A 13,115-nucleotide genomic window follows, 5' to 3' on the forward strand; every position below is an offset into this window, starting at 1 on the left:
ATTTTCTAATAGTTATAAGAAAGAAGCGAAAACTCCACAGGCTTTCTGTCTGCTCCAATTCCACCACCTACGACCAATTTTGTTTGGTCGTAGCGCGGAATTTCCAGTATAGAGTTCTCCGGAATTTTATAATATTCTACTGAATCTCTCTCTCTTTTGGAAATTAAAAGGTCCGCTCTAAAAACTTCTAGAGACTGGCCGACCCTGAATAGAATTTTCTCTTGGGTGACCGCGAACAATTCGATTCCGTGGCCGACCAGGTTTAGATTATATTTTTCTGCAGGAATCGTTTGAAAATGCACTTCCTTTCTGGTTCCTAGAGAAATTTGCTCCTCGTTGCGAGCGATCGCATATACTGGAAAGATTCCTTCTTCATAATAGATTTTCCGGGAAAATCTTCTGAAGATTTCCTTTTCTACGATTTCCTCAAACGATTCTCCAGGATCTGGTTTTTTGGCCGGGCTAGACTGAATGGACTTCCACTTGTTTTTGGAAACGTTCTTCTCGACCATCCTTTTTACGGGACTGGAAAGCCTCGCGATCGAAAACTTTAAAAGTCTTTCGTCCATGATGTTCAAGATCGAATTCAAAAAGGGTCCGTGAATTAAGGGAAGAATTTCTATCGTAAAAATCTTATCCCTCAAAAAGGAAGCGAATTCGGGTTCTTTGCTGAACAGGTTTGATACGATCGTTTGCTCTTCTGCAGGAGTTCCCGCGTATAATATTTTTACTAAGCGAAACAGGTAACTTTTGCTTTCTTTGTCAAAGTACAATTCTTCGATCTTTTTCGAAACAGATTTCTCGTCCAGTTCCGGATTCACTATATCCCTGAGAGATAGATAGCGAGTTGAAATCTGTCTGGTTCGATCCAATCTGACTAGAGTAAACTTTCCAGTTTGTATGGGCCCGATCTGAGTCGAGTGAGAAGGCGCTGTTAAAAGATAGATCGGAATTTTTCCGATCGGTGAATAAGGATGCTTTTTGATCAAGTACAGCTTTCCACCCGACAACTCTCTTGTGCCTTCTGGAAATCTAGTTTCTTCAAGAGATAGATTTCCGTTTTTGTAAGAAATGTACGCAGGGCTATGCATTGGTTCGGATTCGTAAGTTCTGCGCGAGTATTCCAGCTTATATAGAAACTTAGGAATCATGCTGGGTTGCGAATAGAGATAGGGGAGTTCCTCGATTTGATTCGGATCAAAATCATAAAATGGAGATTGAGTGGTTTTGACTCGGGCTACCGAGTCCGGAGTGCATAGAAAGAAATGGTAGTTTGATCCCTCAATGTGAATCATGGAACCAGCTCCAAGTATTTGAATCCGCCGCAAAAAAACGGATCGGAGTTTTTAACTTAATCCGGCTCTTCCGCCAGGTCCGGGTGTAGAATAGATAAGGCCGGAGAGCTATGATCCTTTTTGGAAAGCTTTCCGATTAACTGCTTCTTGAATTTCGGCCAATCATAGTTTTCTTTTAGTTCTAGTATTTCCTCCTCGAGGCCGTGAGGCAAAAAATCCAATATTTCGATTTCGGTAAGTCCGGTCACTAAGACTGCGTCCGCTATGACTCGAAGTACTTTTCTGGCGTCCCTTTCGTTCCAAGAGATTCTAACAGCCAATTTCATGGCGGATTCCGAATGATCCATTTCTATAATTCTATTTTCGGATGGCTTTTCTTCAACGGGAAAACACAGAAGAAAAAGAAATGCGGTTCGAAAATCAAAGTTTTCGGATGACCAGGATGCTCATATCATCCTGAATTCTGCCTCCGGCATACTCTGCGATTTCTTCAAACAATCTATCTACGAGTTTCTTCAGATTCTTCTTGGGAGTTTTTTCCAAAAACTTATATAGATTTTCCCCATAATATTTGTTCATCATCCGGTTCTTTTGCTCAAATAAGCCGTCCGTAAAGCAAAACAGAATATCTCCCTTATCCATTTTGAAAGGTTGAGGAGGTGATGGTTTTTTGCTCGGAGGATTCATGACTGTTGACAAGAATTTGCCGTCGGTTTCCAAAATTTCGTTCTGATTTTTTTGGAATCGATACAAAACAGAACTAGGATGAATTCCAGAGTGCAAAAAATTACCGTTTGAGTCTGCTTTCATAAGTAAGAAAGTAGCGTAGAGGCTTCTAGGAAAGCTCGAAAAGGACTCGGTCCTAGTCTCCAGATTTTGAATAATACTATCGATTACTTGTTCAGGGCTGTCCTTCATGTGGATCCAGTGAGACATTTGGTTGAGGACCATCATACTAAAAAGGCCGGCCACATAGCCGTGTCCTGAAGTATCGCCGATGCCGAACCAATAGTTACCACCTCGGTCCTTTACAAAATTATAAAAATCGCCACCGATCGGATTGTAGGTCAGGGACCTTCCTAGTACCTCGTAGTTTTCGTCCTTGAAATCAAGAGGAAGAACATAATGTTGCATCCTATTGTCGCCTTTCCGAAATCGTTTGATGAGTTTTCCGTACTCCTGTTCTTTCGGAAGTATCTTTTCAGTAAGATAGAGTATGAAAGCAACGTAATTTAAGAAAAGAGAAAATGCCGTAAAGATAAGTAAGAATAATGGAATCGGAATTAGAAGTTTATAAAAACTCAAACTCAGAATGAGAAAAATGAACAGTGAGGAATTCAGCACGAGAATTATCGGCCAAGCACCCTTTAGATATTGCTGAATCGTAAACGAAGTTCTCATCTAATCCTTGTGTAGACGTGACTTTGATATTCCTTTGACGCATAGTTTTTTCGGGAAATTTGAAAAGCTTCGTTTTCTGAATAAGGAATTCTGGTCCCTTCAACCACTCCGAACGGTTTTTCATCGTAACCGGTTTCATAGAGCATCGGTATAATAGAATCAGAAAGCGGGTCAAAGTGGTAAAGCAGTCGATGTGATGATGATTTCATCGTTTTGGTAGAAAATTTGGAAGTTTCTCCAAATTTCCAATTCTCTTCAGTGGTTTCTATCTCGGAAGTGGATAACAATATCCAGTTCCCTTGTACCTCGTAAGAACCTCGCCCTTCCAGATTGATTCGACGGAATTTATTTCCATCAATCACTTCTCTAACATAAGTTTTTACGAAAGTATTTTCCACAGGATTAAACTTTATTTTTTCCAAATGTGTTTCTTTATAATTTACGGATGTTAATGGTGATAAGGGCGGTAGATTTTTTTGAAAAGTTCCTGATAAATATGCATTTTTTGCCGTCTGAGGCTCTTTTGGCAGTTCTCTGATCCAGTATGGAGGAAAGCAATCGTAAAGGAGCAGAGTTATAATGACTATGCTAAGGTAAACGAAAGTTGTGCGACAGAATATCATCGGATTAAAGAAAACTTAATGCACTGGCTATTACGCATAACTTTGACTAAGGGCGTTCATCCCAAAATCGAATCTTTGGTGGAAAATCGAAGGAGATCAGAACTGAAAGTATATAAATTCTCCTCCGCCGTCTCCAAATATCCCAAGTAATAATAATATTATAATAGAGAAAACAGGCAGCAGCCAGGAAAACTGAGCTTTAATTTTTTCTTTTATAAAAGAATAATACTGAACTGCATTCCAGAAAAAGGCCAAAATGACAAAAAGCAGCAATTCTTCCCACCTGAGTAACGCTTTTCCCGAAAAAAGGTTCGTGAGTCCAAGGAAATAATCCCAGGTCTTGGCCAGGGACGCTCCACCTGCAGAAGCACACCGGAAGAAAATTCCAGACATCGCAAATAAGTGAACCGTAAGGGCCACCTTAAGAAATCGAACCCATCCTTTCGGATCAGGCTCGTCTTTTGGATTTGCCGGAGAAATGATTCTCTCTGTTGCCAACACAATCCCGAGGAAAAATCCCCAGAGTAGGTAGCCAAAGTTTGCTCCGTGCCACAAGCCCCCTAAGGTCATCGTGAGAAGTGAGTTCCATTGGGCTCTCCAGAATCCGGCCCTGCTTCCTCCAAGGGGAATATAGAGATAATCCTTGAGCCAAGTAGAAAGTGTTACATGCCATCTTCCCCAAAATTCTCGAAAGGACGGGGAGAGGAACGGTCCTCGGAAGTTTTCCGGAATATCGTAACCTAAAAGAAAGGCAGATCCCCTTGCTATATCCGTATACCCGGAAAAGTCGCAGTACACTTGACTCGCAAAACCGAACATCACAAGATAGAGACCGAATCCATTGTAGTCGCTCGGATGCAGATAGATAGGAGACACGATCCCTGCAATATTATCCGCGATGACTACTTTTTTAAATAATCCGGATAGAATCAGAAAAATTCCCCATTTCACTCTATCAAAGTCGATCGCAGGATGATCCAGCTTGGGGAGAAAATCAGTCGTCCTCATAATCGGGCCGGCGATTAATTGAGGAAAAAATAATATAAATAAAAAGTAATCCAGTGCTGAGATTCGCTCTGGAACCAGATTCCGATGGATATCCACCTGAAGAGCGATCAACTGAAAAGTATAAAAGCTGATCGCTAGAGGAAGCGGGATGTGAATGCCTTTTCCGAATGTAAAGAATTGGGTCGAGCCGGTGATTGCATCCAGAGTATCCAAGAAAAAGTAGAAATATTTGAATAAGGCCAGATTGATAAAGTTGAGAAGTATAATCCACCCGAGTGTGCTCAGAGTAGACTCACCTGAGGATTTCTTTTTCCAAAGTTTTAGGGAGAATACATAGTTCACTGCAATGACGGCGAGAAAATGAACAGTGAATGCCAGACCGGAATAGAAATAGAATAGAAATGAAGAAAATAGAAGTAAACGTTTTCTAAGCCTTTGTGGAATCGACCAATAGATTAGAAACGTGGCAATGAAAAGCCCTAAGTATGGGATGGAATTAAATAACATTTTTTATAGAAAAGGCAAAACCTAGGTTCTACCTCAAGGTGCAAACAAATACAAAAACTGAAATTTATGTTTTCCTAAGCCCATCGTGTCCATTAGGGTAGGAGCCTCTCCCGCATTTGCCTGCACATGATAAATCGTACCAGGTCTTCTGGAATACGAATAGTAGATCAATTGAGGTTCGGCGGAACCCGAATAACCGGGTAACTTGACAGTTGCTTTTACCGCGTCTTCAAAATAGCCCATACTATCGACTAGACCATTTTTGACCGCTTGTGTCGCAGTATAGATCCTGCCATCGGCGAGTTTTCTCAGATCAGCTTCTTTGAGTTTGGGTCTGCCATTCTTTACGACTTCAAAGAATCTTTCATATAAACTGTCCACGATTCCTTGTAGCAACTTTCTCTGCTCAGGAGTGAGATCCTGCAAAGGAGATCCGATCGCTTTATTATCACCGGATCGAATCGATTGGTCCTTGATTCCGAGTTTTTCCAAACCCTCTTTCAAGTTGATCCCTTGCATGATTACGCCGATGGAACCGGTGACACTTGTAGGATGTACTACGATATAGTCAGAGGACATCGCGATATAGTAGGCTCCGGAAGCCGCCATATCCATAAACAAAGCGCTTACAGGAACCTTTTTCTTTTTTTTAAATTCCATTAGTTCTCTATAAAGTATATCGCTAGAGGTAACCGTTCCTCCAGGGGAGTTGATTTTTAACAGAACTGCTTTGATATCCGGATCCTCGGTTGCCAATTCTAGCTGTAGCTTTAGGCCGGCTAAAATGGAATCCTTTCCTTCCATAAAGAAGTTTCCCTCTCTAGATTCATCCGTAATCGGTCCGTCGATCGGGATAATGAGAATCTTATCCGAAGAACCGCTTTTTAAAACCCTTTGATAAGGGATAGGAGGTCTTGCGGTCATCAGTGAGCCGCACCCGATTCCAAATAAAACCAAGACTAACCCACAAAAACTTCTGAGAAAAAGAGGAAGGATCTTCATTGCTAACCTCGAGAAGGCCATTCTTGGAAAACAGTGAGAAGGTTCAATTCCTTTCCCAGGGAAAAGGGTTTCTAAAAATTGCGGGCAAAACCGTTTTTTACTTTCCGTGGAACGGATTCTCCTCAGCCTTTTGCGCGATGCTCACCTTGCGGACTTCTTCTTCCAAGCTGACCACTGATGGAACCAGGTGGACAAATTGGGACTGGGTACATCCCAGGAGCAAAAAAATGTTCGGAGTCTTACACACTGCTTTGCCAGGGGATTCAAGCTTTGGGTTTGGAAGTTTTTTGATGTACCCTTGGGTGAATCGACACTCTTCGGAAACCTTGGTCTGGAATGGAAAAGATGTAGACCTTTCTAACGCAGTTCGAGATTCTCACGGATTTCCATTGCACGGATTGGTGCATTCCTTACCTAGAAAAGTTTTGTCCGGAGAAAATGCGGGAAGTTCCGCCGAATTTAGAGTTATCTTTCCGGAAATTTGGGAAGAAAATCCAATCTCCGCGATAGCGATCCAAGAAGAACTAAGACTCGAAGATTCTAGCCAAGGAACGATACTGACCGTGACCACAAAATTTTTCAATACTCGCTCGGAGTCGATTCGATTTGCGTACGGTTATCATCCTACCTTTCAATTGTTGGGACACAGAGAAGATTGGCGCATACATTTACATATGGATAAGAATATCGAACTGGACGACAAAATGTTGCCACTGATTCCGACAGTAGGAAATCCAATCGAATCTTTCGCGACTGGTGAATTGCAGAATCTGGATCATCTTTTCTTCGGACAAGATCCAAGAGTGATTCTAGAAAATAGAACAGAGAAATACAGTATCTCTGTGATGAGTTTGCCGGAGGAAGGGAAGATCCAACTTTGCTATTTTCAAATCTACGTTCCGAGAGATCGTAACTCTGCGGCGATAGAACCTTGCAGTTCTCCTGGGAATGCGTTGATGTCCGGACAAGGTCTGATTGAGCTAAAAGGTCATTCCGAAAAGTCGGGAGAATTCCGGATTATGGTGCAATCGCTTTGAAACGTCCTTATAATCGCTTTCTTCTTGACAAGAAGAGGGCCCTTTTCAGTCTAAGTTTGCAGGGGGAATCCGCATCCAAATGAGTAAACCTTTAATTGTACAAAGCGACAAGACCATGCTTCTGGAAGTAGACAATCCAGAATTCGAAGCGTGTCAGCTCGTCGTTTCCAAATTCGCGGAACTAGAAAAAAGCCCGGAGTATTTACATACGTATCGGATTTCTCCTTTATCGCTTTGGAACGCAGCATCTATCAAGATGAGCGCGGATGAAATCGTTGAATGCCTGGAAAAATTTTCCAGATATTCAGTTCCTAAAAACGTAATCAATGAAATCAGAGAACAGATCGGTCGGTACGGAAAAGTAAAACTGGTCAAAGAAGAAAACGGAGACCTCTGCATCATTTCTAATGAAAAAGGATTTTTGCAAGAAATTTCCAACCACAGAGCTGTACAACCTTATATAGATCATACGATTGGAGACAAGATCTATATTAAGAAAGAGTTTCGTGGACATATTAAACAAGCCTTAATTAAGATAGGATTCCCTGTCGAGGATCTAGCAGGTTACGACGAAGGGAACAAATACGGATTCAATCTTCGCCCGGATACCAAGTCAGGCAAAAAGTTCGGAATGAGAGATTACCAGAGAGCCTCTGTGGAAGTATTCCATGCAGGAGGAGGGAACGAAGGCGGATCCGGAGTCGTGGTACTCCCTTGCGGTGCCGGAAAGACGATCGTCGGGATTGGGGTGATGCAGATCGTAGGTGCAGAAACCTTGATTTTGGTCACCAACACTCTTTCCATTCGCCAATGGAAAAACGAAATTTTAGATAAGACTGATATTCCAGAATCGGATATCGGAGAATATTCCGGGGAAGTGAAGGAGATCAAACCGATCACGATCGCTACCTACAATATCCTAACTCATAGAAAAAAGAAAGGCGGGGATTTTACGCACTTTCATTTGTTCAGCGCGAACAATTGGGGTTTGATTGTCTATGACGAGGTTCACTTGTTGCCTGCTCCAGTTTTCAGAATGACTTCAGAGTTACAGGCTAAACGTCGTTTGGGACTGACTGCTACCTTGGTGAGAGAGGACGGATTAGAAGAGGATGTCTTCAGTTTGATCGGACCTAAAAAGTACGACGTTCCTTGGAAGGAATTAGAGAGCAAATCTTGGATCGCAGAAGCGAAGTGCAAGGAAATCAGAGTTTCTATGGAAGACGATCTGCGGATGAGATACTCTATCGCGGACGACCGCGAGAAGTTCAGATTGGCATCCGAGAACCCTGAGAAACTGAAAGCGATCGACCTGATCATGAAAAAGCACGCAGATTCCCACTTGCTGGTAATCGGCCAATATATCAATCAGTTGGAAGAAATTTCGAAAAAGTTTAAGATTCCGTTAATTACTGGAAAGACTCCCCTAGGAGAACGTCAGGAACTCTACGATGCTTTCCGTTCTGGAAGGATCAAGTCTTTGGTAGTGAGTAAGGTGGCGAACTTTTCCATCGACTTACCGGACGCGAATATTGCGATCCAAGTCTCCGGGACTTTCGGTTCTAGACAAGAGGAAGCTCAGAGGTTAGGTCGAATCCTAAGGCCGAAAGGTGCCGATAACTCTGCGATCTTTTACTCTTTGATTTCAAGAGACACCAACGAGGAAAGATTCGGACAAAATAGACAATTGTTCCTAACCGAGCAAGGTTACGAATACGAAATATACACTCTCGACCAATTTTCGGAGTCATTAGAAGAAAAGGTCGGGGCCTAATAAAAAGAGAGGGACCCATGATGGAATGGAATGCACGGAGGCTAGATGTAATCGAGCCTTCTCAAACTTTGGCGATTAGCGCCAAAGCGGCCGAATTAAAAAAGAAAGGCGAAGATATCGTCAGCTTTGGAGCAGGAGAACCGGACTTTGAAACCCCGGTTCATATCCGCGACGCGGCAAAGAACGCGATCGATAAAGGGCAAACTAGATATACTGCTGTTTCCGGAACACCAGAACTAAGAGACGCAATCCTGAACAAGTTCAAACGGGACAACGGGCTGGATTATACTAGAAATCAAATCATCGTAGGAACCGGAGGAAAGCAGGTAATCTATAATTTCTTTCTGGCGACCTTGAATCCCGGAGACGAAGTGATTGTACCTGCTCCATACTGGGTGAGCTATGTAGATATCGTCAGGCTTTCTGAAGGAATTCCTATCATTGTTCATACTACTCCGGAGCAAGGATTCAAAATCACTCCTGCACAATTAGAAAAAGCGATTACTAAAAAAACCAGAGTACTCATTATTAATTCTCCTTCGAACCCTACCGGATCTGCTTACACAAAAAAAGAATTAGAGGCTTTGGCAGAAGTAGTACTGAAGCATAACATCTTGGTCCTGAGCGACGATATTTACGAGAAGATCGTGTTCGATGGATTCGAATTTTGTAATATTGCAATGCTCTCCAAAGAGTTGAAAGAACTTACATTTATCGCGAGCGGAGTATCTAAAACCTACTCTATGACCGGATGGAGAATTGGATTTGGAGCGGGAAGCACAGAGATCATCCAAAACATGGACACGATCCAAAGTCAGTCCACATCCAATCCTTCTTCGATTTCTCAAGCCGCAGCAGAAGCAGCTCTGACCGGCGACCAGAAATGCGTCGGCGAAATGGCGAAAGCTTTTGAGAACAGAAGAAACCTCATCGTAAGTAAGCTGAGAGAGATTCCCGGAGTTTCTGTGAATTTGCCTGAGGGAGCTTTTTATGTGTTCCCGTATTTGACTGGAGTGTATGAAACTCCTGGCTTCAAAAAGTACCAATCTACTTCCGTGGAAAAGAGTAAAAGCAAACTATTCTGCTCTGTGCTCCTGGACCAGTACAAAGTAGCCGCGGTTCCGGGAATTGCATTCGGAGATGATAATGCGCTCCGACTCTCTTACGCAATGGGAGAAGCAGATATTCAAAAGGGAATTTCCAGAATCGCAGACATGGTGAGGGACCTATCTCGAGGTTAGGGATGATTCCAAGCAAAAGCAGGAACTTTCTGATCCTGCTTTTGTTCTGCGCGTTCCCTGCAATCGCAGAGGGGCGAAAGGACTATATCGTACTGAAGGTACTAGCTCCACTTTCTTTATTTCCGGAAAAGAATTCTGAAGTTCTACGAAAGCTTTCTTTTGGAGAAATTCTTACCTCCGAAAACCAAAAGGAAACGAATTCCAAATACTTTCTTCTGACGGATAAGGACGGACTCAGAGGTTGGGTGGAGTCTGGTTCTGTGCAGAGATTAGGAAGCAAAGGTTCCTACTTAATCGTGACCAAGGCAATCGAGAAATTGCTCTACCAAGATACAGCTCTTTCTGAAATGGAATCCATCTTTTACTATCTTACCAGAATGCAAGAAGGTGTGGAATACAAGGGTGACGAGTTTCTATTCCTAAAAGCAAGAAGGCTCGTAGTTCTACAGAGATACTTGGACAAGTTGCAGAGTCCAGAACATCGGTCTAGATCCGGATCCCAGCTTGAAGAGCTGCTCCGAAATTTTCCCACAGAAATCGGAGTGTATGTCAAGGAAGGAGTTTGGCTGGATTCGATCACCAACCAAAAAGAGGGTTCCAAAGTAAAGGTCAGACCGGAAGCATATTGGAGAATCGCTGAATCTTATCCAAACACGAATCCTGGAGACTTTGCGGCTTATCTAGCGGTGAAACATACTCCAGAAATTCGGTGTAAGAAGGACCCATTTTGCATTCTAAAGGATGAGGAGACTAGGCGCCTGAAGTATGTGCTTTTGCAGCCAAATGGAAATTATGCAAGAATCTACACAAACCAAATCGAGAAGAGACTCCAGGCAATTCAAAAGGACAAGGATGCATTTATTTGTGATTCCAATCTTCCGAAAGAGGAGGTGACTTCTCATTTTAGGAAAAAATTGCAGGAACTTCCTGCAAGATATGGAAAGAAGTTTTTTCCTTATATGAAGGTACTCCAGGAAGAGTGCTTAGCCAAGTGAAGCTCGCCTTTCGTTTTTATCCTAAGAAAGACGGAGCTACTACCATCCTCATCTTACATGGGCTATTTGGTTCTTCCAAGAATTGGGTGAGCGTAGCGGAATACCTGACAAAATACGGAGATGTATATTCTCTGGACTTAAGAAATCACGGGGATTCTCCCCATTCTTCGGATCATAGTTTACCCCAACTCGCGGAAGATGTATTAGAATTTTTGAATGATCGAGAGATTGAGAATTGTACAATTTTGGGACATTCCATGGGAGGAATGGTTGCAATGGCTTTTGCGTTAGACTATCCGACCAGAGTGAACAAACTTATCATAGAAGATATCGCTCCTAGGAATTATGAATTCAACTACCAAAATGAAATTTCCGCTTTGAAAGTAGATGTGTCTCTTGCAAAATCGAGACAAGAAATCGATCAGGAGATGTCTAGATTTGTAACTGATTCTTTTATTCGAAATTTTCTACAAATGAATTTGGAGAGAAAAGAGGATGGAGGATACAAATGGAAACTAAATGTAGAAGGAATCGCAAATTCGACTAGGATGTTCGAATCCGTTTTTCATGAAGGAAAGAAACCTTTTAGCGCTCCTGCTTTTTTTATTGTAGGAGGCGCTTCTGAATACTTTCAGGAGGGTGACAAAGCGGTCGCACAAAAGTATTTTCCGAATGCAAAATTCATCCGCATTGAAAATGCAGATCATTATATGCACTTTACAAAGGCCGAAAAATTCAGAAACGCAATCGACTCTATCTTAGATCAATGAACACTCTTTCTCGGGAAAAGAAACCCCGTTAAGAAGGCGAATCCCCAAAGCAAAATCATTCCGATCGGAACCAAAATCGTAAAACCCCATCCGCTTTTTAGTCCTATGCTAGCGGTCAAGAGAATCGAAGACGCCAAAGAAATAGAAAGACCGGTATCGTTCGTTTGAATTCTCTTTCGAAGAAAAGGAACCACTTCGAATAAAAATACAGCTACCATTGATCCGACTGTAAACGAAGAGATTTTTAGTCCTAGTTCCAGCAAACCTTTTGTATATGCCTCGGGTAAGGAAAAGAAAAAGAAGGAACTCAAGAATAGCAAGAGTGCAAAGAAGAGTGTAGAAACTTTTCTGTTCCAAAAATTCCAGCCAAAATCTACACTCGCAGTGAGAGCCAAAGAGTTAATCGAACTGGAAAGAGTCGACATAGTAGAAGCGAGTATTCCGGATAGGATCAAGCCCAAAATCGGTGTTGGAACCTCCTCGACGATAAATTTAGAAAATACTTTGTCCTGATGTATGTCCTGTCCTGCATAACGAAAATATAATAGAGTTCCGATTGCTAAGAACAGGATCATTTGAACAAACACAGCAATACCAGAGCCTATCATTGCCTTTTGTGCGTCTTTCAATCTCTTCGCCGCCAAGGCCCTTTGCACAAACATTTGGTCTGCTCCGTGAGTTCCTAAACTCAATAGAGCTCCTCCTATAACCGCCCAAAAGAAAAAGTAAGGGTGGGAAAAATTCCAATCTAGTACATTCAGTTTTCCTGAAGTAATCGCTTCGGAAAGTTTGCTTGATAGCTGGTCCGTTTGTCCTAGTAGTATAAATAGTGCGACCAGACCTCCGAAGATATAGATAAAGTATTGAACCGTATCCACCCAAACTACAGACCGAAACCCTCCTTGCATTGTATACACGGCAGTGATTGCCATCACAAAAACCAAGGTGCCTACCCCGATCCAGTATTCAGATGGGGGAGAGGTCAGCATTTTTCCTAAAGCAACTTGTAATAAGAACGCTACCGGTAATGTCGAGGCAAATAGCCGAACGCCATCTCCCAAAAGTCTAGTGAAAGAAAACAAACCGGACATGACCTTTTGGGAACTCTTTCCGAATTTAGCCCCCACCCATTCGTAAACAGAGAGAAAATTGTGATGATAAACCAGAGGCAATAGAAAAAAGGAAACGATTGTTCTGCCGACAATGTATCCGAATACTACTTGAAGGAAAGTGAAATTCCCAGAGAAGGACATGCCTGGAACCGTAAGAAATGTAAGCGCAGAAGTTTCGGTCGCCACGATGGATAGAGAAAGTGGAATCCACGATAAGGTTTTGCCCGCGAGAAAAAACTCCGAAGAGTCTGAATCGGATTTTCCGGATTTCCATCCGGAATAGAGCACTAAGGAAAAATAGAAAAATAATATGAGGGCGTCTCCCCAACCAAATTGCATACGGGAGCATC

At 42.4% G+C, this 13,115-nt stretch carries 12 protein-coding genes; 5 read left to right on the top strand and 7 right to left on the bottom strand.

Annotated features, from left to right (window positions below; genetic code table 11):
* Positions 1-5 precede the first annotated feature (5 nt).
* The 6 genes from CH373_RS14955 to sppA form a co-directional block, all read right to left on the bottom strand.
* Positions 6-1,295, bottom strand: a complete 1,290-nt coding sequence (locus tag CH373_RS14955) for a hypothetical protein (RefSeq protein WP_100714954.1) — start codon at positions 1,293-1,295, stop codon at positions 6-8.
* A gap of 56 nt (positions 1,296-1,351) precedes the next feature.
* Positions 1,352-1,621 (bottom strand): hypothetical protein, encoded by a 270-nt coding sequence (locus CH373_RS14960; protein WP_243393423.1) that lies wholly within the window; start codon positions 1,619-1,621, stop codon positions 1,352-1,354.
* A gap of 94 nt (positions 1,622-1,715) precedes the next feature.
* Entirely contained in the window at positions 1,716-2,696 is a 981-nt protein-coding gene (locus tag CH373_RS14965) for a PP2C family protein-serine/threonine phosphatase (protein WP_100714956.1), read from the bottom strand.
* Entirely contained in the window at positions 2,693-3,118 is a 426-nt protein-coding gene (locus CH373_RS14970; protein ID WP_243393424.1) for a hypothetical protein, read from the bottom strand. The genes CH373_RS14965 and CH373_RS14970 overlap by 4 nt, the downstream gene beginning before the upstream one ends.
* Before the next feature lie 297 nt (positions 3,119-3,415).
* Complete coding sequence (locus CH373_RS14975) at positions 3,416-4,834, bottom strand: MBOAT family O-acyltransferase (RefSeq protein ID WP_100714957.1); 1,419 nt, start codon at positions 4,832-4,834, stop codon at positions 3,416-3,418.
* Positions 4,835-4,867: 33 nt separating this feature from the next.
* The gene (gene sppA / locus CH373_RS14980; RefSeq protein WP_243393430.1) at positions 4,868-5,758 is read right to left on the bottom strand and encodes a signal peptide peptidase SppA; all 891 of its coding nucleotides are present in this window, start codon (positions 5,756-5,758) and stop codon (positions 4,868-4,870) included.
* Positions 5,759-5,859: 101 nt separating this feature from the next.
* Here sppA and CH373_RS14985 point away from each other — a divergent pair, with 101 nt between their 5' ends.
* The 5 genes from CH373_RS14985 to CH373_RS15005 all read left to right on the top strand — a co-directional run bounded on the left by CH373_RS14985 (position 5,860) and on the right by CH373_RS15005 (position 11,653).
* Complete coding sequence (locus CH373_RS14985; RefSeq protein WP_243393425.1) at positions 5,860-6,873, top strand: aldose 1-epimerase; 1,014 nt, start codon at positions 5,860-5,862, stop codon at positions 6,871-6,873.
* Between the two features lie 79 nt (positions 6,874-6,952).
* The gene (locus CH373_RS14990; RefSeq protein ID WP_100714958.1) at positions 6,953-8,647 is read left to right on the top strand and encodes a DNA repair helicase XPB; all 1,695 of its coding nucleotides are present in this window, start codon (positions 6,953-6,955) and stop codon (positions 8,645-8,647) included.
* A gap of 20 nt (positions 8,648-8,667) precedes the next feature.
* Positions 8,668-9,888 (top strand): pyridoxal phosphate-dependent aminotransferase, encoded by a 1,221-nt coding sequence (locus CH373_RS14995; protein ID WP_100714984.1) that lies wholly within the window; start codon positions 8,668-8,670, stop codon positions 9,886-9,888.
* A gap of 2 nt (positions 9,889-9,890) precedes the next feature.
* Positions 9,891-10,883 (top strand): SH3 domain-containing protein, encoded by a 993-nt coding sequence (locus CH373_RS15000; RefSeq protein ID WP_100714959.1) that lies wholly within the window; start codon positions 9,891-9,893, stop codon positions 10,881-10,883.
* Positions 10,880-11,653, top strand: coding sequence for an alpha/beta fold hydrolase (locus CH373_RS15005; RefSeq protein WP_207761495.1), 774 nt, complete (start codon positions 10,880-10,882; stop codon positions 11,651-11,653). The genes CH373_RS15000 and CH373_RS15005 overlap by 4 nt, the downstream gene beginning before the upstream one ends.
* On the opposite strand, the gene CH373_RS15010 is transcribed toward CH373_RS15005, so the two are convergent.
* On the bottom strand, positions 11,647-13,104 hold the full coding sequence (locus tag CH373_RS15010) for a sodium:solute symporter family transporter (RefSeq protein ID WP_100714961.1): 1,458 nt from the start codon (positions 13,102-13,104) through the stop codon (positions 11,647-11,649). The two genes, CH373_RS15005 and CH373_RS15010, sit on opposite strands and share 7 nt — an antisense overlap.
* Positions 13,105-13,115: the final 11 nt, after the last annotated feature.

Source organism: Leptospira perolatii, assembly GCF_002811875.1.
Lineage (GTDB): Bacteria > Spirochaetota > Leptospiria > Leptospirales > Leptospiraceae > Leptospira_B > Leptospira_B perolatii.